Origin of the sequence: Pseudomonas sp. PARCl1, assembly GCF_947311875.1 — a bacterium.
GTDB lineage: Bacteria > Pseudomonadota > Gammaproteobacteria > Pseudomonadales > Pseudomonadaceae > Aquipseudomonas > Aquipseudomonas juntendi.
Window position 1 is genome coordinate 1 of the sequence record NZ_CAMZMX010000035.1, and the last position, 23,899, is coordinate 23,899.

The 23,899-nt window shown below is 63.5% G+C and carries 22 protein-coding genes; 15 read left to right on the forward strand and 7 right to left on the reverse strand.

What is annotated here, in order from left to right; translation table 11 throughout:
• The first annotated feature begins 195 nt into the window (after positions 1-195).
• The 5 genes from QME24_RS17545 to QME24_RS17565 all read left to right on the forward strand — a co-directional run bounded on the left by QME24_RS17545 (position 196) and on the right by QME24_RS17565 (position 2,702).
• Positions 196-420, forward strand: coding sequence for a hypothetical protein (locus QME24_RS17545; RefSeq protein WP_103438343.1), 225 nt, complete (start codon positions 196-198; stop codon positions 418-420).
• The gene (locus QME24_RS17550) at positions 417-881 is read left to right on the forward strand and encodes a Rha family transcriptional regulator (RefSeq protein WP_103438344.1); all 465 of its coding nucleotides are present in this window, start codon (positions 417-419) and stop codon (positions 879-881) included. The genes QME24_RS17545 and QME24_RS17550 overlap by 4 nt, the downstream gene beginning before the upstream one ends.
• A gap of 660 nt (positions 882-1,541) precedes the next feature.
• Positions 1,542-2,024, forward strand: a complete 483-nt coding sequence (locus QME24_RS17555) for a YchJ family protein (protein WP_009684592.1) — start codon at positions 1,542-1,544, stop codon at positions 2,022-2,024.
• Positions 2,021-2,497, forward strand: a complete 477-nt coding sequence (locus tag QME24_RS17560; protein ID WP_009684591.1) for an LEA type 2 family protein — start codon at positions 2,021-2,023, stop codon at positions 2,495-2,497. The genes QME24_RS17555 and QME24_RS17560 overlap by 4 nt, the downstream gene beginning before the upstream one ends.
• Before the next feature lie 7 nt (positions 2,498-2,504).
• Positions 2,505-2,702, forward strand: coding sequence for an SEC-C metal-binding domain-containing protein (locus tag QME24_RS17565; RefSeq protein ID WP_009684590.1), 198 nt, complete (start codon positions 2,505-2,507; stop codon positions 2,700-2,702).
• 84 nt (positions 2,703-2,786) lie between these two features.
• Here QME24_RS17565 and QME24_RS17570 read toward each other — a convergent pair whose 3' ends face one another.
• From QME24_RS17570 to QME24_RS17585, 4 genes are read right to left on the reverse strand one after another with little or no spacing between them, the layout of a single operon-like run.
• On the reverse strand, positions 2,787-3,689 hold the full coding sequence (locus QME24_RS17570; RefSeq protein WP_235768021.1) for a pyridoxal-phosphate dependent enzyme: 903 nt from the start codon (positions 3,687-3,689) through the stop codon (positions 2,787-2,789).
• A complete protein-coding gene (locus QME24_RS17575) occupies positions 3,686-4,897 on the reverse strand; it encodes an MFS transporter (protein ID WP_054904067.1) in 1,212 nt (403 codons plus the stop codon). The genes QME24_RS17570 and QME24_RS17575 overlap by 4 nt, the downstream gene beginning before the upstream one ends.
• Positions 4,894-5,682: an alanyl-tRNA editing protein gene (locus QME24_RS17580; protein ID WP_054904066.1), complete on the reverse strand. Its 789-nt coding sequence runs from the start codon at positions 5,680-5,682 to the stop codon at positions 4,894-4,896. Before QME24_RS17580 ends, QME24_RS17575 begins: the two co-directional genes overlap by 4 nt.
• Positions 5,679-6,383: a serine O-acetyltransferase gene (locus QME24_RS17585; RefSeq protein WP_054904065.1), complete on the reverse strand. Its 705-nt coding sequence runs from the start codon at positions 6,381-6,383 to the stop codon at positions 5,679-5,681. The genes QME24_RS17580 and QME24_RS17585 overlap by 4 nt, the downstream gene beginning before the upstream one ends.
• Before the next feature lie 180 nt (positions 6,384-6,563).
• On the opposite strand from QME24_RS17585, the gene QME24_RS17590 reads away from it, so the two are divergent.
• The 7 genes from QME24_RS17590 to pdeM all read left to right on the forward strand — a co-directional run bounded on the left by QME24_RS17590 (position 6,564) and on the right by pdeM (position 17,672).
• A complete protein-coding gene (locus tag QME24_RS17590) occupies positions 6,564-7,904 on the forward strand; it encodes a PLP-dependent aminotransferase family protein (RefSeq protein ID WP_054904064.1) in 1,341 nt (446 codons plus the stop codon).
• 103 nt (positions 7,905-8,007) lie between these two features.
• A complete protein-coding gene (locus tag QME24_RS17595) occupies positions 8,008-10,449 on the forward strand; it encodes a penicillin acylase family protein (RefSeq protein WP_054904063.1) in 2,442 nt (813 codons plus the stop codon).
• Between the two features lie 108 nt (positions 10,450-10,557).
• Complete coding sequence (locus tag QME24_RS17600; RefSeq protein WP_009684579.1) at positions 10,558-11,574, forward strand: ligase-associated DNA damage response exonuclease; 1,017 nt, start codon at positions 10,558-10,560, stop codon at positions 11,572-11,574.
• Positions 11,571-13,229 (forward strand): ATP-dependent DNA ligase, encoded by a 1,659-nt coding sequence (locus QME24_RS17605; RefSeq protein WP_235768023.1) that lies wholly within the window; start codon positions 11,571-11,573, stop codon positions 13,227-13,229. Before QME24_RS17600 ends, QME24_RS17605 begins: the two co-directional genes overlap by 4 nt.
• Before the next feature lie 159 nt (positions 13,230-13,388).
• Positions 13,389-14,504, forward strand: coding sequence for a succinylglutamate desuccinylase/aspartoacylase family protein (locus tag QME24_RS17610; protein ID WP_054904061.1), 1,116 nt, complete (start codon positions 13,389-13,391; stop codon positions 14,502-14,504).
• Between the two features lie 67 nt (positions 14,505-14,571).
• A complete protein-coding gene (locus tag QME24_RS17615; RefSeq protein WP_054904060.1) occupies positions 14,572-17,019 on the forward strand; it encodes a ligase-associated DNA damage response DEXH box helicase in 2,448 nt (815 codons plus the stop codon).
• Positions 17,016-17,672, forward strand: a complete 657-nt coding sequence (pdeM, locus tag QME24_RS17620) for a ligase-associated DNA damage response endonuclease PdeM (RefSeq protein ID WP_047149549.1) — start codon at positions 17,016-17,018, stop codon at positions 17,670-17,672. The genes QME24_RS17615 and pdeM overlap by 4 nt, the downstream gene beginning before the upstream one ends.
• 7 nt (positions 17,673-17,679) lie before the next feature.
• On the opposite strand, the gene QME24_RS17625 is transcribed toward pdeM, so the two are convergent.
• Together QME24_RS17625 and dcd are read right to left on the reverse strand one after the other, a co-directional pair.
• Entirely contained in the window at positions 17,680-17,907 is a 228-nt protein-coding gene (locus QME24_RS17625; RefSeq protein WP_009684572.1) for a hypothetical protein, read from the reverse strand.
• Positions 17,908-17,999: 92 nt separating this feature from the next.
• Positions 18,000-18,566, reverse strand: a complete 567-nt coding sequence (dcd, locus tag QME24_RS17630; protein WP_009684571.1) for a dCTP deaminase — start codon at positions 18,564-18,566, stop codon at positions 18,000-18,002.
• A 327-nt stretch (positions 18,567-18,893) separates the two neighbouring features.
• On the opposite strand from dcd, the gene QME24_RS17635 reads away from it, so the two are divergent.
• The gene (locus QME24_RS17635; protein WP_003254922.1) at positions 18,894-19,103 is read left to right on the forward strand and encodes a cold-shock protein; all 210 of its coding nucleotides are present in this window, start codon (positions 18,894-18,896) and stop codon (positions 19,101-19,103) included.
• Between the two features lie 689 nt (positions 19,104-19,792).
• Here the strand turns inward: QME24_RS17635 and apbC are convergent.
• Positions 19,793-20,887, reverse strand: coding sequence for an iron-sulfur cluster carrier protein ApbC (gene apbC / locus QME24_RS17640; protein WP_054904059.1), 1,095 nt, complete (start codon positions 20,885-20,887; stop codon positions 19,793-19,795).
• A gap of 157 nt (positions 20,888-21,044) precedes the next feature.
• Between apbC and metG the strand changes: the two genes are divergently transcribed.
• Complete coding sequence (metG, locus tag QME24_RS17645; protein WP_054904058.1) at positions 21,045-23,084, forward strand: methionine--tRNA ligase; 2,040 nt, start codon at positions 21,045-21,047, stop codon at positions 23,082-23,084.
• Between the two features lie 93 nt (positions 23,085-23,177).
• On the forward strand, positions 23,178-23,816 hold the full coding sequence (gene nth, locus QME24_RS17650) for an endonuclease III (protein WP_009684568.1): 639 nt from the start codon (positions 23,178-23,180) through the stop codon (positions 23,814-23,816).
• The last annotated feature ends 83 nt before the right edge of the window (positions 23,817-23,899 follow it).

Genomic DNA, 23,899 nt, shown 5'->3' on the forward strand with positions numbered 1-23,899 from the left:
GCCCCGTAAGGCCGGACCTAAAGAGGGACCGGCAGGGGCACAGCTTCACCTATCCGCATCATCGCCCGTCGCTGGGCATCCATCTAATCGAAAGTCTTCCTGTTTGTTCCTTCATGCCACCGGCAGAACCCTTGGTCGGGTCTTTCGGCTGCCCGTGGGAGCGAACTTGAGGGAGCAAACAAGAGGAAAAGACCAATGAACATGAACAACAATGTAACCACTCTCCTGTCCCTGAAGGCTGCTAAGGCGCTCGTTAAGCCAGTCCGACCCAAGTCCTTGAGGACGACCCTGATGGCCCCTGAGATGCTCGCTGAGGTCCGCAAGGGCAACGTCTGGATCACTCCTGAAGGTGAGGTAAAGGCTGTCCGCAAGGGCGCTGTGGCCCTCATTGAAGCTATGGGCTATGAGGTGGAGGCATGAACATGACCACCAACACAGCAACCATCTTCGAGAACATCTCCAAGGCCGGAGCGGTATCCCCAACGACCCTCAACGGCCTGCCCGGTATGTCGTCCTTGGAGATCGCTGAGATCACCGGCAAGAACCATAAGCACGTCCTTCGGGACATCCGAAAGATGCTCAACGAGATCGGCCCAGATTTGGACCAATGTCAGTATGTCGAGACCAAAGCACCAGATGGCTATGGTCGTTTCCAGCCTATGACCATCCTCGACAAAGAGCTGACCTTTACGCTGCTCTCCCGGTATTCCTTCAAGCTGTCCAACATGATCGTCAAGCGCTGGCTTGAACTGGAAGGCTCAGGGTTTGAACGTGTGTCGATACAGGCTGCTGTGGTTCACCTGCTCGAACGAGAGAAGGACAACTATCGAATCGCAATGAGGGACATCAGGACCGCTGCAAGGCGTCTCAAGGCCCGCTGAGAGTTGAATGACACTTCCTCAAACGAAGCGTGACGGGCTATGCTGAATGACTAACTTGTCCTGACGAGACGCCTCCATGAGTGTCACGCTGTGTTACACCTACAAGGGTAAACGGGTAGTAACCAAAGTGCCTGTCGAGTCTCTGACTCCACATGCGGCGCTATGCTATGCCTTGCTTCAATCAGGCGCCTCTGACGACCAATCCCAAGGGAGCTGGCCGCATTCATATGAGCGCCTCCTTGAGGTAGCCCTGCAACACGAACTCACAGACGTTCGCTTTCACAAGTCACTCTAATCCCTCAAGGAGAACCCCATGGACCACCTACAGGCCCTCTACTGGGTCTGTCTGGCCGTTCAACTGGGGTTCTGGTTGTGGTCTCGCCGACCCTCTTGAGAATCTGACAGAAAAATCTGAAAGGTCACCATTACAAGACTTCCCGCGCAGGCTCCCCCGTAGGCCCTCGCATGGGTGCCCGTGGGCGCGTTAAGGACCCCGGTTAATTCGCCCTTGCGGTCTTGCTGTCTGTCACCAACACTGTCACCAGCTTTGTCACCAAACTCCTTGAGGTCCTCTATGAAGCCCGCTACGCTTGGCCTGCCGCCATACCCCACTCAGTTCTGGGCCAACCCGGAAAACTTTGGCAAGTACTGGTGGTGATGATGAGTGTCTCGGTCTGCCCTTGTGGCAGTGGCAACCTGCTTGATGCCTGCTGTGGGCATTACCATGCCGGTACCCCCGCACCCGATGCCCAGACGCTGATGCGCTCACGCTACAGTGCCTACGTGCTGGGCCTGGTCGACTACCTGGTCGCCACCACCCTGCCCGCCCAACAGGCCCAGCTGGACCGCGCCGGCATGGCCGCCTGGAGCGCCCAGAGCACCTGGCTGGGGCTGGAAGTGGAAAGCGCGCAGGTGCTGGGCGGCCAGCCCGAGCATGCCTTTGTCACGTTCACCGCACGCTGGCACGACCCGGACGGCGACCACCAGCACCGCGAGTGCTCGGCATTCGTCCAGCACGCCGGGCGCTGGTACTTCATAGACCCCACGGTCGCGTTGAAGGCCGGGCGCAATGACCCCTGCCCATGCGCCAGCGGGCAGAAGTTCAAGAAATGCTGCGCCAGTTACATGGGGAACCGAGCATGATCGAACGCGCCCGTCTGCTGCTGCTCGGTTCGCTGCTGGCATTGCTGACGGGCTGCGCCAGTTGGAGCGCAGACGACTGGCGCCCGCCTGAAGTGCACCTGGTCGAGGTCGAAACGGTCAAGGCCAGGTTGCTGCAGCAGGAATTCGTACTGCACCTGGAGGTCATCAACCCCAACGACAGCCGTCTGTTCATTCGCAGCCTGGCCTATGCCGTGCGGCTCAATGACCTGCTGCTGGTGCAGGATGAAACCAGCCTGTGGCGAAGCGTAGGCGGCCACGACCGGCGGACCTTCAAGATCACCGCACGCACCAACCTCTGGCGGCAACTCAAGCCACTGGCCAAGCTGCTGAAAAGTGGGCAGCCGCTGCATTACACCCTGCAGGGCGACCTGGCCACTGGCCTGCTGATTCACCGGGACCTGCACTTATCGCGCAGTGGTGAGATAATCCCCGGCGATCACATCCCGGAGTAACCCTGCAATGTCCCAGCAACCCCACGTTCATGGCCCTGACTGCAACCACGACCATGACCATCACCACGACCACGGCCATGTCCACGGCCCACACTGCAACCACGGCCATCAGGAGCCGGTACGCAACGCCCTGAAGGACGTTGGCCGTAACGACCCGTGCCCGTGCGGCAGCGAGAAAAAATTCAAGAAGTGCCACGGCGCCTGATCTAGCGCGTCTGTGGGGGTATGGCCCGCCGCGCCTGCTTCGCGCACCATGCCCCCGGTCCAGCACTGCCCGCCGTGCCTGGCGCTACGCGGCCTTGCGCCGGTTCGCCCCCAGCAAGTCCTGGTACCACAGGCCGGCGTCATAGGCGATGGTCACCAAGGTGGTCCCCGCATAGCGCGGCTGCTGGGCCATGCGCTGGACAACCGCCAGGCAGGCGGCGGCCGTGTTACCGACGAAGACCCCGCTTTGCATGTAGAACCAACGTTGCGCTGCCAACATTTCGGCATGCTGCACCTGGGCCCGTTCGTCCACCAGCGACCAGTCCAGGAATGGCGGGCTGACGCCTACCGCCATGCCTTCGAAGCGGTGATCGGTGAATACGCCAGCCTTGGAGTCACAGCCGTTGGGGTCGACCAGCACTGTCGACACCTCGAAACCGTGATCCTTCAGCCCCAGGGTAATGCCCGTGAAACTGGCGCCCGTGCCCGCGCAGCCAACGAACAGGATGTCCTTGCCGGCGCCCGCGTTGGTCAGTTGCAGCGCCAGTTCACTGGCTGTCTGGTAGCGGTGCGCTTCGATACCCACCGGGTTGTTGAACTGGTCGGTATAGAAGTATGACTTGCCCAGCGCGGCCTGGTTTTCCAGGTGGTGCATCACCACGTCCTTGGGCGTGGCACCGGCCATCAGCATTTCCTTGCCAATCAGCCGGGCGCCGAAGCATTCCAGCAAGTCCCGCTTGGTCTGGCTGAAACTCAGCCCAACCGCCAGCTCGACGGCCACCTGATACGCGTGGCATGCCGCCAGCAAGCCGAAGCCAAAACTGCCGCCGGTTTTTTCGATGACCGTGGTCACCCCAGGGATGATGTCGCCATTGCGCACGGCGTGCTCAACGATGCGCCGGGCGGCGCGGTACTTGTGGCTGCCACCGGGGTTGTTCATTTCCAGCTTGGTGTAGATGCGCTCGCTGACGTTGATGAGTTCGCTCATTTTCGGCTCCCTTCCATGGAAGTCTGCAGGCAGGCCTTGCTCTGCAACAGGCCAACGGTGGCGATCAGCAGGCCGATGCACAGGGCCATGCAGATGGCGTTGGTGCCGTCCCAGCCCACTGTGCTCAACAGCAGCGCGGGGCTGAACGCACCGATGGTGGCGCAGATGGCAATGCCCAGATCGTTCTTGCCCTGCATCTGCATCGCTGCCGGGCTGTTTTGCAGCGACTGCGCCAACAAGGCTCCGCCGCCGACGTAAGTCAGGTTCCAGCCCAGCCCCAGGGCGATCAGCGCCGCGGTCATCATGCTGTAGCTGTGCGACCAGATATTCAGCGCCGAGCAGCCGATCAACAGCGCCAGGCCCGCGCAGATGGTAGTCCGGATGCCCAGGCGCTGGATGATCGCCCCGGTGAAGAATGACGGGGCGAACATGGCGATCACGTGCCACTGGATGGCCAGGCGCACGTCGGTAAAGTCTTCGTGCATATGCTTCATGTGCATCGAGGCCTGGATCATCAGCAGGTTCATGATGCCGTAGCCCAGCGCCGCGACCGCCATTGCCACCAACACGCTGGGGCTCAAAGGCTCGCTGCGGCTGCTGGCCGACGTGGCAGCGCTGCCGGTTGCAGCGGCCAGGCCGGTGTCGTTGGGCAGGCACACTGCAATCAGCAACGACAATAGCGCCAGCCCGATGAACGCGGCATAACACAGCGAGAACAGTGGGTAGCCACCCACGTCACGCAGCCACTCGGTGAGCGTCGGGCCCACCACGGCGGCAATCACGCCCCCGGCCACGACCAGCGACAGGGCTTTTGGCTTGAGGGCCTGGGAAAGGTTGTCGGTGGCGGCAAAACGGTTGAAGTTGGCGAAGGCGATGTAAACACCCAGCGCCGAGTGGCTGAGTACCAGCGTGGCAAAATGCTGGTGCTCCACCGCCAGAAAGCCGCTGACACCAGACACCGCCAGCGGAATGGCCCCCAGCATGAAGGCCTTCTTGCGGCCGATACGGCTCATCAACCTGGAAACCGGGTAGGTTGCCAGCATCAGGCACAGGAACTGGAACCCATACGGTACCGTCGACCATGCGGCGTCGGGGGCCAGTGCGGCGCCAACGATGGCCGCCATGGTCACCGACATCACGGCGGTGGTCAGGTTGATCGACTGGGCGGTGAAGTACAGGTAGGTGCGCCGCGGCAGGGTAGTGTTCATAAGGCATGCTCGTGGTAGGCGCTAAGGTCGATTTCGGCATCCGGGAACACGCAGATCAGGCGTTCCTTGCCTCTGCCCAGCCGTTTGCGCTTCACGCTCAGGCGCCCTATGCGCCTTGGCGAATCGAGGTGGGTGCCACCACACGGAATCTCGATGCCGTTGTAGGTCCACAAGCGTGCGTCTTCCAGCCCCTCGACGGCGTAATGCTCGATGGGCGCGTCGCCACCGATCAGTTCGTTGGCGCGCCGTTCTATCTCGATCACCTCCTCAGCGGTGAAGGCGTCCTCGACCAGAAAGTCGAACCGAGCCGTGTCCTCTTTGATGTGGCAGCCGATGGTCCACTGCTTCAGTTCCTCACGCACGCCGATGGCAGCGGCATACAGGAAGTGGCTGGCACTGTGAGAGAGTGTTAGCCGCTCGCGCCGTTGAATATCGATGCTCACACGGGCGGGCATATCGACAGTCACTTCATCGAGTAAGTGCAAGTCGTCCGGGTGCACGGTGTGAATGATGATGCCGCCCAGTTTCCCGCCTTTGAAACCTTCCAGGCGAATAGGGCTGCCATAGAGTTTCTTGACCCAGACAAAACGCACCTTGCCGATCGGAAGTTCAATGATTCCATAATCAGCTTCCTGGCCACCGCCTTCCGGATAAGCCACGGTACTTTGCAACTCGATACCGTCGCTGTGCACGCGCGTTACTTGCGTATTGGCAGCGGCCAGGTATTGATCCTTGTAATACAGTTTTTCGGTATTGCGCAGAACTTCGTAATTCAGAGCATTCATGACTCGAGTACCACCTGCAATGATGTTTTAACCTGCACCCGGGCGGCGGCAGGGATGTCTTTGGTAACGATGCAGCCCGGCCCGATGAAGGCGCCGTCACCAATGTGGATAGCCCCTAGCACGCTGGCGAACGCGCCGACCTGAACCCGGTCGCCCAGTGTCGGGTGGCGGGGGCTGGAAGGGTTGCCGCTGATGCCGCGGGCCCCCAGGGTGACGCCGCCGAGCACGTAGCAGTCGTCACCGATGGTCGCGGTTTCACCAATGACGGTGCCCATGCCGTGGTCGATGATGAAGCGCGCGCCAATACGGCTGCGGAAGTGGATCTCTGCGCCCGACAGCATCTTGCCGCGGCGCGAGATCATGGCGGCCAGGCACTGCCCACCGGCGCCATATACCGAAGCGCCATGGCGGTACACCCAGTGTGCAAGCCGATAATGCAAAACCGCCGCATAGGACGTATAAGTTCTGGCAATGAATACCAGGTCGCGGCCGGCGGCAGGGTCTTTGCTGGCGAATGCCAACAAGTCGTCATGGGCCTGTTCCGCCACCCGTTCAATAACATCGGTTTGTTTCAGCGCTTCGAATTCTTCAATTGAACAGCACTCCAGTAACGCCGAGGTCACAAGGTTTTTTACAACGTTGAATGACTCCAGTTCTTCAGGCACAGGAAGCCTGGCAATGACGGCTGATTGCATGTCCATAGGGTGCACGGCTCGATATCCAGTTGTCTGGTGTTTACAGACGTTAAACGGGCTGCCAGGGCTGGCAGCCGAAAGTTCCGACGAGGGAATAGTGGCAGGTAATGGCCATGTGCAAACGAACAGTCGACAAGCATTTCCGTTAACTGTTAGGCTTTTTTTTCTAACGGTTGGGAACCTGCCATGAGCACCTGCAGCCTTCATCAATTGCTCAAGCAACGCCTGGATGCAGGGGAATGGTTGCCTGGGCAGCGCATGCCCTCCATTCGCAAGCTCACGGCGGCGGTCGATTTCAGTTACCACGATGTGGTCTCGACCTATGCCCAGCTGGTCAGCGAAGGGGTACTGACCGCCTCGCCAGGGCGCGGCTACTTCGTCGCCAACCGCAGCCGGCAGGCGAACGTGATCCACGAACCCGAGTGCATGGCCGGCGACCCGCTGTTCCGGCTGCTGCAGGGCGGCCAGCACTACACCAAACTTGGCAGCGGCTGGCTGCCCCCGGCGTGGCGCGACACCGAGCTGCTGGCCAAGGCGATTCGGCGCACGGCGCGGCTGGAGCAAAGCTCCCTGGCCGAGTACGGCGATATCCAGGGCTACCTGCCCATGCGCAAACAGCTGTGCGTGCACATGAAACGCCTGACCCGGGTTGAGGTTCGCCCCAACCAGTTGCTGACCACGCTTGGCGCCACCCAGGGCCTGGACCTGGTCGCCCGGTTGCTGATCAAGCCGGGTGACCATGTGTTCGTCGACGAGCCGGGCAACGGCAACCTGATCAAGCTGATACAACTGGCCGGCGGCCAGGTGGTCGGCATCCGCCGAACCCAGGACGGGCCAGACGTAGAAGAGATGCGCAGCTACCTGGCCAGGCACAAGGTCAAGGCGTTTTTCTGCAACAGCACTTTCCACAACCCCACTGGCAGCAACATCAGCCCGCACAACGCCTTCAGCGTGCTGCGCCTGGCCGTGGAACACGAGTTCTACGTGGTGGAGGATGACGTGTATGGCGACTTCAGCCCGGCCGTGCGCCAGACGTTTGCCGAACTGGACAACCTGGACCGGGTCATCTACGTCGGCAGCTTTTCCAAATGCCTGTCGGCGTCGTTACGGGTAGGTTTCATCGCCTGCTCGCAAGACCTGATCGAGCCGCTGACCCGCCTCAAGCTGCTGACCTGCGTGGCGGTGCCGGCGTTTTGCGAGCGTTTCGTCAACACCATCCTGTCGGACGGCACCTACGCCCGGCACATGAAAGATGTGCAGCAGCGGCTGATCCGCCAGCAAGTACAGACACAGCGTTTGCTGCTCGAGCGCGGCTGGCAGTTCGAGATCGCGCCGCAGGGTGGCATGTTCCTCTGGGTCTACCACCCGCAACTGCCCGACCTGCAGCCGTTGATGCGCAAGCTGGAGCAGCACAAGATCCTGCTGATGCCCGGCTCGGCGTTCGCTGTCAGCCGTGATTACCGGCGTTACGCCCGCATCAATTGCACGCATTTTTCCGACGCCCTGGCAGGGCACTTCGAGGTTTGACCCGCCACCGGCAAATAAACCGACCTGGGACCTTGCATGGCGCCTGCGCGCTCACTACCTTAGCGCCTTTGCAAACTCGCCTCGCCCTGCAGGAGCCCTTGCCATGGCCGCCGCCGCCTTTCCTCACTTCCGCCCGCGGTTCACCACCGCTGCCACGCTGCTCGGCCTGCTTGGGCTGGCCGGCTGCCAGACCGGCGGCTACCAGGGCAGCGTGCCACCCGCCAGCGGCGTGCAGCCGCTCAAGGGCCTGGCACAGAACGTCTCGGTGCGGCGCAATGCCATGGGCGCACCGCTGATCGAAAGCAGCAGTTTCCATGACGCCCTTTTCAGCCTGGGCTATGTGCATGCCGGCGACCGCATCGAGCAGATGGTCGCCATGCGCCTGCTGGCCCAAGGCCGCCTGGCGGAACTGGCCGGCAGCGACGCGCTCGACATCGACCGCCTGATGCGCGCCGCCAACCTCAAGCAAAGCGCCGCCCAGCAATACGCCGACGCATCGCCACGGCTCAAGCGCTTTTTCGAGGTGTACGCACGCGGGGTCAATGCCTACCTGTTCCGCTACCGCGACAAGCTGCCAGCGGATTTGGCCAACAGTGGCTATCGCCCCGAATACTGGAAGCCTGAAGATTCGGCGCTGCTTTTCTGCCTGTATGCGTTCAGCCAGTCGGTGAACCTGCAGGAAGAACTCAGCGCCCTGACCCTGGCGCAGAAAGTCGGCAGCGACAAACTGGCCTGGCTGCTGCCCGGTGCACCGGACGAGCCCTTGGCCACAAGCGAAGTCGACAAGCTCAAGGGCCTCAACCTGGCCAGCCAGTTGCCAGGGCTGCCGGCGCTGGCGGCCGCCAGCCAGAAGCTGGCCGACCTCGACCTGCTCGGTAGCCCAGGCTCGGCCAACCTGGCCCTGGGCCCGCAACGCAGCCGCAGCGGCAAAAGCCTGCTGGCCAGTGACAGCCGCGCCGCCTGGGCCCTCAGCCCGGTGCAGATCCACACCAGCAAGTACCAGGTTGCCGGCCTGTCGCTGCCGGGCCTGCCGATCGTGTTGGCCGGCTACAACGGCAAACTGGCCTGGAGCAGCAGCGCAGTCATGGCCGACAACCAGGACCTGTTCCTCGAACGACTGCGCCGCCAGGGCAGCCAGCTGAGCTACCTGGCAGATGGCAAGTGGGTGCCGGCCCGCGCGCGCAGCGAAACCTTCTTCGTGCGCGGCCAGCGGCCACAGCGCGAAGTGATGTATGACACCCGCCACGGCACCCTGCTGGCCCAGCCCGACAACGCCAGCCTGGGCCTGGCCCTGAACTTGCCGCAGTTCAAGGGCGACCGGAGCCTGGATGCGCTCTTCGACCTGACCCGCGCCGGCAACCTCGAGCGCGCCTTCGACAGCACCCGCGAGGTCACTGCGGCCGCCCTCAACTTCGTGTTCGCCGAGCCCGAGCACATCGGTTGGCAGGTCAGCGGGCGCTACCCCAACCGCCGCGAAGGCCAGGGCCTGCTGCCCTCCCCTGGTTGGGACGGGCGCTATGACTGGGACGGCTACGCCGACCCGATGCTGCACCCGTACGACCAGGACCCCACTGCTGGCTGGATCGGCCATGCCAACCAGCGCAGCCAGCCACGCGGCTATGGCATGCAGCTGTCCAGCACCTGGTACTACCCTGAGCGTGCCGAGCGTCTGGCCCAGCTGGCTGGCAATGGCCGCCATGACAGCCGCAGCCTGATGGCCCTGCAGAACGACCAGGTCACGCTAATGGCCAATCAGCTCAAGCAGATGTTCGACGCCCCCGGCATGGCCCAGCCGCTGAAGCAGGCAATCGACGCCCTGCCAGGCGCACAACGCGACAAGGCCCGCGAGGCATTGGCGCGGCTCAAGGCATTCGACGGTCGCCTGAGCCCGGTATCGGCAGACGCCGCGCTGTATGAACTGTTCCTGCAGGAAGTCGCCAGGCAGACTTTCCTCGATGACCTCGGCCCTGCGTCCAGCCCTGCCTGGCAGGCCTTCGTAAGCAACGCGCGGTTGTCGTTCTCGGCACAGGCCGATCACCTGCTGGGGCGCGACGACAGCCCGTTCTGGGACGACCGCAACACCCCGCAGAAAGAAGACAAGCCAGCCATTCTGGCCCGCAGCCTGGCGGCAGCCGTGGATGCCGGCACTGCGCAGCTGGGCGCCGACCGCCGCGCCTGGCAATGGGGCAAGCTGCACCAGTACCACTGGCCGGCGCCGGCCTACCATGGCTTGGGCGATGCCCTCAGCCGTGCGCCGCAAGCCGCAGGTGGCGACTTCACTACCCTCGCGCTCACCCCTTACGCCTGGGGCAGTGACTTCACCACGCGCCTGCCCGCCTCCGCGCGCATGATCGTCGACTTCGGCCAGGCCGAACCGCTGCAGGTGCTGACCAGCAGTGGCCAGTCCGGCAACCCGGCCAGCGCCCATTACAGCGATGGGCTGGATGCCTGGTTCAAAGGGCGCTTCATGAGCTTGCCGCTGCAACAGCAGAACTTCGCGCGAGCGTATGGCAACCAGCGCTTGACGCTGGTGCCGGGCAAGTAGCGTACCCGGGCATGGAAGCCTGTGACCCTTTCCCTTGAAGAAATGGTTCGAACTCCCAAGCTGGTTCCGAGCTCCTAACAAGTACTCTCGGTAACCAGCGCCTACGCCATGGACCTCGTCATCGCCCGCCCCGAAGGCCTGTACTGCCCACCCGGTGATTTCTACATCGACCCGTGGCGGCCCGTGGACCGCGCCGTGATCACCCATGGCCACGGCGACCACGCCCGCACCGGTAACGGCCACTACCTGACCGCCAGCCCGGGCGCCGGCATCCTGCGCAGCCGCTTGGGCCAGCACATCGATTTGCAGACCCTGCCCTACGGTGAGCGCCTGCAGCACCACGGCGTGACCCTGAGCCTGCACCCGGCCGGGCATGTGCTGGGCTCGGCGCAGGTGCGCCTGGAGTACCAGGGCGAAGTCTGGGTGGCCTCCGGCGACTACAAGGTCGAGCCTGATGGCACCTGTACGCCCTTCGAGCCGGTGCCCTGCCACACCTTCATCACCGAGTCGACCTTCGGCTTGCCGATCTATCGCTGGCCAAGCCAAAGCGAGATCTTCGCCGGCATCAATGCCTGGTGGCGGGCCAATTGCGAGCTGGGCAAGGCCAGCGTGCTGTTCTGCTACGCCTTCGGCAAGGCCCAGCGCATTCTGCACGGCCTGGACGCGAGCATCGGCCCGATCCTGGTGCATGGCGCCGTCGAACCGCTCAACCGGGTGTACCGTGAAGCCGGTGTGCATCTGCCCGATACCCGCTATGCCGGCGATATCGCGCGCAACGACCCCATGCTGCGCCGGGCATTGGTCCTGGCGCCTCCGTCAGCCGGCGGCAGCAGCTGGATGCGCCGCTTCGGTGACTACAGCGACGCGTTCGCCAGCGGCTGGATGCTGCTGCGCGGCACGCGCAGGCGCCGCGGTGTGGATCGGGGCTTTGTGCTTTCCGACCATGCCGACTGGCCAGGCCTGCTCTGGGCCATCAGCCAGACCGGTGCCGAACGGGTGATGGTGACCCACGGTTCGGTCAATGTGTTGGTGCGTTACCTCAACGAACAAGGCCTGGATGCCCGTGCCTTCGTGACCGAGTACGGCGACGAAGACGATGCAGCCACACCCGAGCCTGCGCCATGAAAGCGTTCGCTGCGTTGTACCTGCGCCTGGACGCGACCACTTCCAGCAATGCCAAGCTCGAAGCGCTGCGTGATTACTTCGCCACCGCGCCCGCCGAAGACGCTGCCTGGGCGGTGTATTTCCTGGCCGGTGGGCGCCCTCGGCAGTTGGTGCCGACGCGCCTGCTGCGCGAACTGGCAACGGCCATGGCCGGCCTGCCGGACTGGCTGTTCGAGGAAAGCTACCAGGCAGTCGGTGACCTGGCCGAAACCATTTCATTGCTGCTGCCGCAGCATGCAGAAGGCAACGACGAAGGCTTGGCAGCCTGGGTTGAAAACCATCTGCTGCCTTTGCGAGGCCTGCCGCCCGAGCAGGTCCGCGAACGCTTGCCAGCGCTGTGGGCGCAACTGGAACGCCCCAGCCTCATGCTGTGCCTGAAGCTGATCACCGGCAGCTTCCGCGTGGGCGTGTCCAAGCTGCTGGTCACCCGTGCGCTGGCGCAACTGGCCGGGCTGGACGCCAAACGCGTGGCCCAGCGGCTGGTTGGGTATACCGACATCAGTCACCGCCCCAACGCCGCCAGCTACCACAAGCTGGTCGCCGAGGAGTCCGCCGATGAACACAGTCAGCGCGGCGGCCAGCCCTACCCCTTCTTCCTGGCCCACCCACTGCAGGTGCCCAGCGAGCAGTTCGACGCCTTGCTCGGCCCGCCGAGTGACTGGCAGATCGAATGGAAGTGGGACGGCATCCGTGCCCAGGTGGTCAAGCGCGAGGGCCAGCTTTGGGTGTGGTCGCGGGGCGAAGAGCTGGTCACCGAGCGCTTCCCCGAACTGCATGGCCTGGCGCAGACACTGCCTGATGGGGTGGTGCTGGATGGCGAGATCCTGGTGTGGAAGCCGGGCGAGTCATCGACGGAACTGGCCGTGCAGCCATTCGCGCTGCTGCAGCAGCGCCTTGGCCGCAAAACCTTGGGCAAGAAGCTGCTGGCCGACGCGCCTGTCGTGCTGCAAGCCTACGACCTGCTGGAGTGGCAAGGCGAAGACTGGCGTAGCCGACCGCAGCACGAACGCCGCACCCAGCTACAACGCCTGGTGGAAGAACACCCGCTTGCCCCGGTCCTGCTGTCGCCACTGCTCGAAGGCCCGGACTGGGCCGACCTTGCCCGCCAGCGTGAGCAATCCCGCAGCCTTGGCGTCGAGGGCCTGATGCTCAAGCAGCGTGAGGCCTTGTACGGCGTGGGCCGTACCAAGGACATGGGCACCTGGTGGAAGTGGAAGATCGACCCCTTCAGCGTCGATGCCGTGCTCATTTATGCCCAACGTGGCCATGGCCGCCGGGCCAGCCTGTACAGCGACTACACCTTCGCCGTGTGGGACGCCCCGGCCGGCACGCCTGGGCGGGCACTGGTGCCGTTTGCCAAGGCGTACTCAGGGCTCAGCGACGCGGAGATGCGCAAGGTCGACAGCATCATCCGCAAAACCACCGTGGAAACCTTCGGCCCGGTGCGCAGCGTGACCCCCACCCTGGTGTTCGAACTAGGCTTCGAGGGCATCGCCCTGTCCCGCCGGCACAAAAGCGGTATCGCCGTGCGCTTCCCGCGCATGCTGCGCTGGCGCCTGGACAAACCGGTGGAAGAGGCCGACGACCTGGCGACGCTGCAGGCCTTGCTGGCGTAGGTTGCTGGCTGGGTGGCCGCGGTGTGGGCGGGCTCGCTCGCGCAGCCCACCCTCACCGAGTTTCGGCAAACCCTGTGCAGGCGCAACGCCGAAAACTGTGCTTCTATCTGTGTGCCGACCCGTGTCGCAGACCGTTTTCGCCACGCAGCCAGGACCACCATGCACCATTCAACACACGACCTGCTTTCACCCGTTCCGGGCATCACCCGCCAACTGCACAGCTTCCACTTCGGCCCCCGCGGTGGTGGCAAAGTCTATATCCAGGCATCGCTGCACGCCGACGAGCTACCCGGCATGCTGGTCGCCTGGCACCTCAAGCGCCGCCTGGCAGAACTGGAACAACAGGGCCGTCTGCAGCGCGAGATCATCCTGGTGCCGGTGGCCAACCCGGTTGGCCTGGAGCAGGTGCTGCTGGACGCGCCACTGGGGCGCTTTGAGCTACAGAGTGGCGAGAATTTCAACCGTAATTTCGTCGATCTGTCGGACACCATCGGCGACCAGATCGAAGAGCACCTCAGCCAGGACCCTGCCCACAACGTTGCGCTGATCCGCGAGTACCTGCGCCGCGGGCTGGACGCGCACCCGGCGCGTACGCCGCTGCAGGCCCAGCGCCTGATCCTGCAACGGCTGGCCTGCGATGCCGACCTGATACTGGACCTGCACTGCGACTTCGAAGCGGTGGAGCACCTGTACACAACACCTGACGCCTGGCCGCAGATCGAGCCGCTGGCTCGCTACCTGGGTGCACAGGCCAGCCTGCTGGCCACCGATTCGGGCGGGCAGTCGTTCGACGAGTGCTTCAGCCTGGTCTGGTGGCAGTTGCAGCAGCGCTTCGGCAAACGCTTCCCTATCCCGTTGGGCTGTTGCTCGGTCACGGTCGAGTTGCGCGGGCAGGCCGACGTCAGCCACGCACTGGCCAGCAAGGATTGCGGGGCGATTCTCGACTTCCTCACCCATGCCGGCATTATCGAGGGTGCCAAGCCGGCACTCCCCGCCCTGCTGCGCCCGGCTACACCGCTGGCCGCCGTAGAACCGGTGGCGACACCCCTGGGTGGGTTGCTGGTGTACCACGCCAAACCAGGCCAGCAACTGGCGGCAGGCCAACTGATCGCCGAAGTCATCGACCCCCTCAGCGACCGGGTCACTGCCGTGCGCAATAGCCAGGCCGGTCTGTTGTACGCTCGCAGCGTACGGCGCATGGCTACCTCGGGCATGGTCATCGCCCATGTGGCCGGCGAGCAGGTGTGCCGGAGCGGTTACCTGTTGGGCAATTGATCCGGTAAAACCATTGCCGCCGGCGGGTGGTCTGTAGAAGCACAACCTTCGAAGGACCCTGCGCCCCATGCCCACCACCGACCTCGCCAACGCCTGGTTCAGCAAACGTGGCTGGAAACCGTTCGCGTTCCAGCGCCGGGTCTGGGCGGCGGTAGAGCGCGGCGAGTCTGGCCTGCTGCACGCCAGCACCGGTGCCGGCAAAACCTACGCGGTGTGGCTGGCGGCACTGCGCGCATTCAAGGCCCAGGCACAGGGGCGCCAGGCAGCCCCCATGCAGGTGATATGGATCACGCCCATGCGTGCCCTGGCCGCCGACACTGCGCGCGCCCTGCAAGCGCCCCTCGATGAGCTGGGTTTGCCGTGGAGTGTCGGCGTACGCAGCGGCGACACCAGCAGTGCCGAGCGGGCCCGGCAAGCGCGGCGCCTGCCCAGCGTGCTGGTCACCACCCCGGAAAGCCTGACCCTGCTACTGACGCGTGCCCAGGCCGAAGCCGATTTCGCCACGCTGCGCTTGATCGTGGTCGACGAATGGCACGAGTTGCTGGGTAACAAACGCGGCGTACAACTGCAGTTGGCCTTGGCCCGCCTGCGCCGCTGGCACCCTGGCCTGCCGACCTGGGGTTTGTCTGCCACCTTGGGCAACCTGCAGCATGCACGGGACGTGCTGCTGCCCGAGGGCGGCCTGCTGGTGCAAGGCCGTCAAGACAAAGCACTGCAGGTCGATACCCTGCTGCCCGGGGCCATAGAACGGTTTCCCTGGGCCGGGCACATGGGCCTGAAAATGCTCGACCAGGTCAGCCGCGAGGTCGACGCCAGCGCCAGTTGCCTGGTGTTCACCAATACCCGGGCCCAAGCCGAGCTCTGGTACCAGGCCCTGCTGGAAAGCCGCCCCGACTGGGCCGGCCTGATCGCCTTGCACCATGCCTCACTGGCCCGGGAAACCCGCGACTGGGTCGAACGCAGCCTCAAGCAGGGCAGCCTGAAGGCGGTGATCTGCACCTCCAGCCTGGACCTGGGGGTAGACTTTCTGCCCGTGGAGCGGGTGCTGCAAATCGGCTCGGCCAAGGGCATCGCACGCCTGATGCAACGGGCCGGCCGCTCGGGCCATGCCCCCGGGCGGCGCTCCCGGATAACCCTCGTACCTACCCACAGCCTGGAGCTGGTCGAGGCAGCAGCCGCTCGCCAGGCACTGGAAGCTGGGCACATCGAGGCGCGTTTCTCCCCCCGGCTGTGCATGGACGTACTGGTGCAGCACCTGGTCAGCATGGCCTTGGGCAGTGGCTTTCGCGCCGACCAGTTGCTGGCCGAAGTGCGCAGCACCTGGGCGTTCGCCGGCTTGCGCGACAGCCAGTGGCAGTGGGCCCTGGACTTTGTCTGCCACGGCGGCAGTTCACTGACGGCCTACCCCGACTACCAGCGCGTCGAGCGCCATGCCGACGGCGTTTATCGAGTGGCCAGCGAGCGCCTGGCGCGGCGCCATCGCATGGGCATCGGCACCATCGTCAGCGATGCCAGCCTGCAGCTCAAGTACTGGAGCAAGGGCGGCGGCGGCAAGACGCTGGGCAGTGTCGAGGAGGCCTTCATCGCCCGCCTGCGGCCCGGCGATACGCTGGTGTTCGCCGGGCGGGTGCTGGAACTGGTGCGGGTGGAAAACATGACCGCCTACGTACGCCGCAGCACCGCACGCAAGGCTGCCATAGCACGCTGGAACGGCGGGCGCATGCCCTTGTCGAGCGAGCTGGCCGATGCGCTGGTCGAACAGCTCGACGCTGCCGCCCACGAACGTTTTACCGGCCCGGAAATGCGCGCCGTGCGCCCGCTGCTGGCACTGCAAGCCCAATGGTCGGCTCTACCCACCACGGCTACGCTGCTGGCGGAGACCTTCAAGTCGCGCCAGGGCTGGCATCTGTTCCTGTACCCCTTCGCCGGGCGCATGGCCAACCTGGGCCTGGCCAACCTGATTGCCTGGCGGGTGAGCCGCCAGCAACCCCTGTCGGTATCGATTGCCGTAAATGACTATGGCTTCGAGCTGCTCAGCCCTGGCCATGTGGACTGGGCGACGCACTTACCGCAGGCGCTGGGCACCGAGCAGCTGCTGGAGGATGTGCTGGCCAGCCTCAACGCGGGTGAAATGGCGCTACGCCGTTTCAGGGAAATTGCCCAGATTGCCGGGCTGGTGTTTGGCGGCTATCCGGCGGCGCAGAAAAGCATGCGGCAGATTCAAGCTTCCAGTGGCCTGTTCTACGAGGTGTTTCGCAAACATGATGCAGGCAACCTGCTGCTCGGCCAGGCCCGTGACGAGGTGCTGAGCGAGGAACTGGAAATTGACCGCCTGCATCGCCAACTGTTGAAAATGGCCGGCCTGCAACTGGACCTGCGGGCATTGAAGCGGCCGGGGCCGCTGGCGTTCGCCTTGCTGGTGGAGGGCATGCGCGAGACGTTGAGCACCGAGAAGCTGGCGGACCGTATTGCGCGAATGGTGGCAGAACTGGAACAGGCGGCGAACAAGGAATGACTCAACAGCATCAGGCCATCGAACATTGCGGCCAGGAGTTATGGCTGCTCCCGGACAAGGCCATCTACTGGCCGGCGCAGCGTGCATTGCTGGTTGCCGACGTGCATATCGGCAAAGCCGCCAGTTATCGCGCATTGCACCAACCGGTGCCGCGCGGCACCACCGAGGCGACCCTGGCGCGGCTGGATGACCTGCTGGCCCACTACGCTTGCGAACAGCTGATCGTACTCGGCGACTTCCTGCACGCGCGCAGCGCACGGGCACCTGCCACGCTGGCTCGTCTGCAGGCATGGCGCGACCGCCATCCTGGCCTGCACATCGTGCTGATACGCGGCAACCACGATCACAACGCCGGCGATCCCCCCGAAACGCTGGGCATCACAGTGCTGGATGAACCCTGGCTGCTGGGTCCCTTCGCCCTGCAGCACGAACCGCATGCTCACCCGGAACGGCCAGTGCTGGCCGGCCACGTGCACCCGGTCTTCATCCTGCGTGGCAGGGCCAGGCAACGCCTGCGCCTGCCGTGCTTTCTGATCGACGAACAAGTGAGCCTGCTGCCCGCATTCGGTGAGTTCACCGGCGGCTGGGAAATAGCGCCGCTGCCCACCAGCCAGGTCTACCTGGCTGGCGCCGGCCGAGTCTGGCCGCTTTAGCAGCGCATCACGCTACAGGCGCTGGGGGAGGCTCGTCAGGCAAGGTCGGCTCGCCCGGTTCCATGGGTGGGGATTCACCTGGCTGCGCAGGCTGCGGCGTATCGGGGTCAGGCTGATGGGGCACGCCCCCGGCCTGCATGGGCAACGGATGCGCCAGCAAAGCCCAGGGCAACAACCCGATGTGGTTGGGCTGCAGACCTGCCAGCTTGGCACTGATTGCGGGATGGAGTTTCATTGGCTGCTCCTGACGAAACCGATGCACATCATGAGCACCGGCGTACTTCGTTGGAGTGGCAAAAGCGCAGGTAATTCCCCGCGCTCGTCGGCTCAGGTCCGCGGCAGGGTCACACCGCGCTGGCCCTGGTACTTGCCGCCGCGGTCCTTGTACGACACATCGCACGCTTCGTCAGACTGCAGGAACAGCATCTGCGCCACGCCTTCGTTGGCATAGATCTTTGCCGGCAGCGTGGTGGTGTTGGAGAATTCCAGGGTCACGTGGCCTTCCCACTCAGGTTCCAGCGGGGTGACATTGACGATGATGCCGCAACGGGCGTAGGTGCTCTTGCCCAGGCAGATGGTCAGCACGTCGCGCGGAATGCGGAAGTACTCGACCGTGCGCGCCAGGGCGAACGAGTTCGGCGGAATGATGCACACGTCGCTCTTGATGTCGACGAAGCTGCCAGCGTCGAAGTTTTTCGGATCGACGGTCGCCGAGTTGATGTTGGTGAACACCTTGAATTCGTCGGCGCAGCGCACGTCGTAGCCGTAGCTGGAAACACCGAAAGAGATGACCCGGCTGTCCTGCTCGCCGCGCACCTGGCGCTCGACGAACGGCTCGATCATGCCGTGTTCCTGCGCCATGCGGCGAATCCACTTGTCCGATTTGATGCTCATGGCGGGGTGTCCTGAAGAGTTGCGTGGTGGAAAACGTGGTGCGCATCTTACCGGTCCCGGCGCCCAGGTTAAAGTTCCATCCCTCACCCCGCGTCGGGCGCGGCTTGCAGCCGCCGTCGATCCGAATTTGCCTAAACCGCATTCAGACCATTGGCAGGTTGCGGAAAGTGGGGTAAGGTGGCGCCACTGTGCTGCACGTGACACCGAGAATCTCTAGTTTGATGCACGATCCTGATCGGCCCATCGCTGAATTTTCTGCTCTCTTTGCGCTCAGTCCCGGTCAGGGTGTTTCCTGACCGTTATCAAATTGTCCAAGGAGACAGAAAAATGTCCAACCGTCAATCCGGTGTTGTTAAGTGGTTCAACGATGAGAAAGGCTACGGCTTCATCACCCCTCAGTCGGGCGACGACCTGTTCGTGCACTTCAAAGCCATCCAAGCTGACGGCTTCAAAACCCTGAAAGAAGGCCAGGCTGTTACTTTCGTCGCTACCCGCGGCCAGAAAGGCATGCAGGCTGAAGAAGTTCAGATCGCCTAAGCCGATCTAGCTTCCTAGCTTTCAAAAAACCCGCCTTCTGGCGGGTTTTTTTATGCTTGGTCGAAATTCGCCGCTGGCTTCTTCGCGGGCACGCCCGCTCCCATAGGGATCGCGCAGGCTTCAAGTGCTGTGCAGTGCTTGTAGGGGCAACTGTCTTTCCAAAATTTGAAAAGCCTGCGCGATTCATTGTGGGAGCGGGCTTGCCCGCGAAGCAGGCGACGCGGTGTCTGGCACCGGCTGCGCCGGTGTTCGCGGACACGCCCGCTCCCACAGGAATCGCGCAGGCTTCAAGTGCTGTGCAGTGCTTGTAGGGGCAACTGTCTTTCCAAAATTTGAAAAGCCTGCGCGATTCATTGTGGGAGCGGGCTTGCCCGCGAAGCAGGCGACGCGGTGTCTGGCACCGGCTGCGCCGGTGTTCGCGGGCACGCCCGCTCCCACAGGAACCGTGTGATCTTCGAGTCCAACGGTGGACTGCGCCTAGCTCAAGCGCCTCAGGTCATCATCGCGCTGTTGAACCAGTCGATCACGTTGCTGCAGCAACTCCCTAAGAAGCGCACGCTCCGGACTGATCCGCAGGGTGGGCTGATCTGGACTGACTTCAGCGTAATGGGCCAACGCTTGGGCATCGATAGCATCGGTTTTGGCTTTGATGCCGATGGCCCCTGCGAACGCTCGGGCTCGCTCTCAGGTCAATCTTCGCTGATGGTGATGCTCGGCATCGCCGGCGCCGCAGCTTCCTGCAGCACGATCCGCGCCCCTACCTGGCGCGCCAGCTCCTGATAGACCATGGCAATCTGGCTTTCCGGCTCGGCAATGGCGGTCGGCTTGCCGTTGTCGGCCTGCTCGCGGATGACCATCGACAGTGGCAGCGAGGCCAGCAGATCGACGCCATACTGGCTGGCCAGTTTCTCGCCACCGCCTTCGCCGAACAGGTGCTCGGCATGGCCGCAGTTGGAACAGATGTGCACGGCCATGTTCTCGACCACGCCCAGTACCGGGATGTTGACCTTACGGAACATTTCCACACCCTTGCGGGCATCGAGCAAGGCCAGGTCCTGTGGTGTGGTAACGATCACCGACCCGGCCACCGGCACCTTCTGGGCCAGGGTCAGCTGGATGTCACCGGTGCCCGGGGGCATGTCGATCACCAGGTAGTCCAGGTCGTCCCACGCGGTCTGGGTCACCAACTGCAGCAGCGCACCCGAGACCATCGGGCCACGCCAGACCATCGGCGTGTTGTCGTCGGTCAGGAACGCCATGGACATCACTTCCACGCCATGCGCCTTGATCGGCACAAACCACTTCTGTTCGCGAATCTGCGGGCGGGTGCCTTCGGCGATACCGAACATAACGCCCTGGCTGGGGCCATAGATGTCGGCATCCAGAATACCCACCCGGGCACCCTCGCGGGCCAGCGCCAGGGCCAGGTTGGCGGCGGTGGTCGACTTGCCCACGCCGCCCTTGCCCGAGGCCACGGCGATGATGTTCTTGACGTTGGCCATGGCCGGCACCTGGGCCTGGGCCTTGTGCGCGGCAACCACGCAGTCGATCGACACCTGGGCGCCGCTGACGCCCTCGAGGTTGCCGATGGCGGTCTGCAGCACCTGGGCCCAGCCGTTCTTGAACAGCCCGGCGGCATAGCCCAACTGCAACTGCACGCTGACCTGCCCGCCCTGGATATCGATGGCGCGCACGCAGCCGGCGCTGACCGGGTCCTGGTTCAGGTAGGGGTCGGTGTACTGGCGAAGCACGCCTTCGATGGCGGCACGGGTGACGGCACTCATGGAGACTCCCATTGGCAAACTGAATGTAAAACAGGCGCCTATCCTAACCCGTCAATCATCAGCAGATGCGCTTGCGGGGTGAAATATCTTCGCCAGCCCTTTATAGTGGCCGATCATCCTCATTTTTACCCCGAGCCAGATAAGTAGCCGAGCCACCATGTCCGAGCCACGCCAGATTCTCGTCACCAGCGCCCTGCCCTATGCCAATGGATCGATCCACCTTGGCCATATGCTGGAGTACATCCAGACGGATATGTGGGTACGCTTCCAGAAGCTGCGCGGGAACCAGTGCATTTACGTCTGCGCCGACGACGCTCACGGCTCGGCCATCATGCTGCGCGCGGAAAAGGAAGGCATCACCCCGGAACAACTGATTGCCAACGTCCAGGCCGAACACAGCAGCGACTTCGCCGACTTCCTGGTGGACTTCGACAACTTCCACTCCACCCACAGCGAAGAAAACCGTGAGCTGTCGAGCCTCATCTACACACGCCTGCGTGAGGCCGGGCACATTGCCACCCGTTCGGTGACCCAGTACTTCGACCCGGAAAAGGGCATGTTCCTGGCCGACCGCTTCATCAAGGGCACCTGCCCGAAGTGCGCGGCCGAAGACCAGTACGGCGACAACTGCGAGAAATGCGGCGCCACCTACGCACCGACCGAACTGAAGAACCCCAAGTCGGCCATTTCCGGGGCCACCCCGGTATTGCGCGATTCGCAGCACTTTTTCTTCAAGCTGCCCGACTTCCAGGCCATGCTGCAACAGTGGACCCGCAGCGGCACGCTGCAGGACGCAGTCGCCAACAAGCTGGCCGAATGGCTGGACTCCGGCCTGCAGGAATGGGACATCTCCCGTGACGCGCCGTACTTCGGTTTCGAAATTCCGGGTGAGCCGGGCAAATACTTCTATGTCTGGCTCGATGCGCCTATCGGCTACATGGCCAGCTTCAAGAACCTTTGCGCGCGCCGCCCGGAACTGGACTTCGATGCGTTCTGGCGCGAGGGCTCCAAAGCCGAGCTGTACCATTTCATCGGCAAGGACATCGTCAACTTCCACGCCCTGTTCTGGCCAGCCATGCTCGAAGGCGCGGGCTTCCGCAAGCCGACCGCCGTCAACGTGCACGGTTACCTGACCGTCAACGGCGCCAAGATGTCAAAGTCGCGGGGTACGTTCATCAAGGCCCGTACCTACCTCGACCACCTGCAGCCAGAGTACCTGCGCTATTACTACGCCGCCAAGCTGGGCCGCGGCGTCGACGACCTCGACCTGAACCTGGAAGACTTCGTGCAGAAGGTCAACTCTGACCTGGTTGGCAAGGTGGTCAACATCGCCAGCCGCTGTGCCGGCTTCATCCACAAGGGTAACCAGGGCGTGATGGTTAGCGGTGATGCCGCGCCTGAACTGACCGAAGCCTTCCTGGCTGCCGCCCCGTCCATTGCCGAGGCCTACGAAGGCCGCGATTTCGGCCGCGCCATGCGCGAAATCATGGCGCTGGCCGACCGTGCCAATGCCTGGATTGCCGACAAAGCGCCGTGGTCCCTGGCCAAGCAGGAGGGCAAGCAGGACGAAGTGCAGGCGATCTGCGCCCAGGGCATCAACCTGTTCCGCCAGTTGGTGATTTTCCTCAAGCCGGTACTGCCGCTGCTGGCTGCCGACGCCGAGGCCTTCCTCAACGTGGCCCCGCTGACCTGGAACGACCACCTGTCGCGTCTGGAAAACCACACGCTGAACCCGTTCAAGGCACTGATGAGCCGTATCGAGCTGGCCAAGGTCGAAGCCATGGTCGCCGCCAGCAAGGAAGACCTGCTGGCCGCCGAACCCAAGGCCCCGGCAGGCAACGGCGAGCTGGCCAAGGACCCGCTGTCGGCAGAAATCGAGTTCGACACCTTTGCCGCTGTGGACCTGCGTGTGGCACTGATCGTCAAGGCCGAAGCCGTGGCGGGTGCTGACAAGCTGCTGCAGCTGACCCTGGACATCGGGGACGAACGCCGCAATGTGTTCTCCGGCATCAAGTCGGCGTACCCGGACCCGTCCAAGCTCGAAGGCCGCCTGACCATGATGGTCGCCAACCTGAAACCGCGGAAAATGCGCTTTGGCGTGTCCGAGGGGATGGTCATGGCCGCAGGCCCTGGTGGTGAAGAAATCTACCTGCTGAGCCCGGACAGCGGCGCCAAGCCAGGCCAGCGCATCAAGTAATTGACCGTGGGGGCTGCCTGGCAGCCCCGTTGGCTTCTGCGGCGGGCCAGGGCAATCCCGGCCTGTGCGCGCCATCAAGGAAAGCTCTGTTTCATGAACGCCGCCAAACGCCTGGAGATTTTTCGCAGGCTGCATGAAGACAACCCTGACCCGAAAACCGAACTGGCCTACACCACGCCATTTGAATTGCTGGTGGCAGTGACACTGTCCGCGCAATCGACCGACGTCGGCGTCAACAAGGCTACGGCGCGCCTGTTCCCCGTCGCCAACACCCCCGAGGCCATCTATGCCCTGGGCGTCGAAGGCCTCAGCGAATACATAAAGACCATTGGGCTGTACAACAGCAAGGCCAAGAACGTCATCGAAGCCTGCCGCTTACTGATCGAGCGTCACGGTAGCCAGGTACCCCAAACCCGTGAAGCGCTGGAGGCACTGCCAGGTGTCGGCCGCAAGACGGCGAATGTGGTGCTGAACACGGCGTTCCGCCAGCCGACCATGGCCGTCGATACGCATATTTTCAGGGTCAGCAATCGCACGGGCATAGCGCCGGGCAAGACTGTGCTGGAAGTGGAAAAGAAACTGGTCAAGTTCGTACCCAAGGACTACCTGCTGGACGCCCACCACTGGCTGATTCTCCATGGCCGCTATGTTTGCCAGGCACGCAAGCCAAGGTGCGGCAGCTGCAGGATCGAAGACCTGTGCGAGTACAAGCACAAAACTTCTGACGATTGAGCGGATAGCTGAAAACCACTGCAGTCGATTGAAAAAATCTTTTTTACCAGCGCCTGCTTTCTGGTTATAAGGTCGGCCAACGG

Bases quoted from the DNA above. Each gene is read 5' to 3' on its own strand.
- QME24_RS17545 (WP_103438343.1), top strand. From the start codon at position 196: ATGAACATGAACAACAATGTAACCACTCTCCTGTCCCTGAAGGCTGCT.
- QME24_RS17550 (WP_103438344.1), top strand. From the start codon at position 417: ATGAACATGACCACCAACACAGCAACCATCTTCGAGAACATCTCCAAG.
- QME24_RS17555 (WP_009684592.1), top strand. From the start codon at position 1,542: ATGAGTGTCTCGGTCTGCCCTTGTGGCAGTGGCAACCTGCTTGATGCC.
- QME24_RS17560 (WP_009684591.1), top strand. From the start codon at position 2,021: ATGATCGAACGCGCCCGTCTGCTGCTGCTCGGTTCGCTGCTGGCATTG.
- QME24_RS17565 (WP_009684590.1), top strand. From the start codon at position 2,505: ATGTCCCAGCAACCCCACGTTCATGGCCCTGACTGCAACCACGACCAT.
- QME24_RS17570 (WP_235768021.1), bottom strand. From the start codon at position 3,689: ATGAGCGAACTCATCAACGTCAGCGAGCGCATCTACACCAAGCTGGAA.
- QME24_RS17575 (WP_054904067.1), bottom strand. From the start codon at position 4,897: ATGAACACTACCCTGCCGCGGCGCACCTACCTGTACTTCACCGCCCAG.
- QME24_RS17580 (WP_054904066.1), bottom strand. From the start codon at position 5,682: ATGAATGCTCTGAATTACGAAGTTCTGCGCAATACCGAAAAACTGTAT.
- QME24_RS17585 (WP_054904065.1), bottom strand. From the start codon at position 6,383: ATGGACATGCAATCAGCCGTCATTGCCAGGCTTCCTGTGCCTGAAGAA.
- QME24_RS17590 (WP_054904064.1), top strand. From the start codon at position 6,564: ATGAGCACCTGCAGCCTTCATCAATTGCTCAAGCAACGCCTGGATGCA.
- QME24_RS17595 (WP_054904063.1), top strand. From the start codon at position 8,008: ATGGCCGCCGCCGCCTTTCCTCACTTCCGCCCGCGGTTCACCACCGCT.
- QME24_RS17600 (WP_009684579.1), top strand. From the start codon at position 10,558: ATGGACCTCGTCATCGCCCGCCCCGAAGGCCTGTACTGCCCACCCGGT.
- QME24_RS17605 (WP_235768023.1), top strand. From the start codon at position 11,571: ATGAAAGCGTTCGCTGCGTTGTACCTGCGCCTGGACGCGACCACTTCC.
- QME24_RS17610 (WP_054904061.1), top strand. From the start codon at position 13,389: ATGCACCATTCAACACACGACCTGCTTTCACCCGTTCCGGGCATCACC.
- QME24_RS17615 (WP_054904060.1), top strand. From the start codon at position 14,572: ATGCCCACCACCGACCTCGCCAACGCCTGGTTCAGCAAACGTGGCTGG.
- pdeM (WP_047149549.1), top strand. From the start codon at position 17,016: ATGACTCAACAGCATCAGGCCATCGAACATTGCGGCCAGGAGTTATGG.
- QME24_RS17625 (WP_009684572.1), bottom strand. From the start codon at position 17,907: ATGAAACTCCATCCCGCAATCAGTGCCAAGCTGGCAGGTCTGCAGCCC.
- dcd (WP_009684571.1), bottom strand. From the start codon at position 18,566: ATGAGCATCAAATCGGACAAGTGGATTCGCCGCATGGCGCAGGAACAC.
- QME24_RS17635 (WP_003254922.1), top strand. From the start codon at position 18,894: ATGTCCAACCGTCAATCCGGTGTTGTTAAGTGGTTCAACGATGAGAAA.
- apbC (WP_054904059.1), bottom strand. From the start codon at position 20,887: ATGAGTGCCGTCACCCGTGCCGCCATCGAAGGCGTGCTTCGCCAGTAC.
- metG (WP_054904058.1), top strand. From the start codon at position 21,045: ATGTCCGAGCCACGCCAGATTCTCGTCACCAGCGCCCTGCCCTATGCC.
- nth (WP_009684568.1), top strand. From the start codon at position 23,178: ATGAACGCCGCCAAACGCCTGGAGATTTTTCGCAGGCTGCATGAAGAC.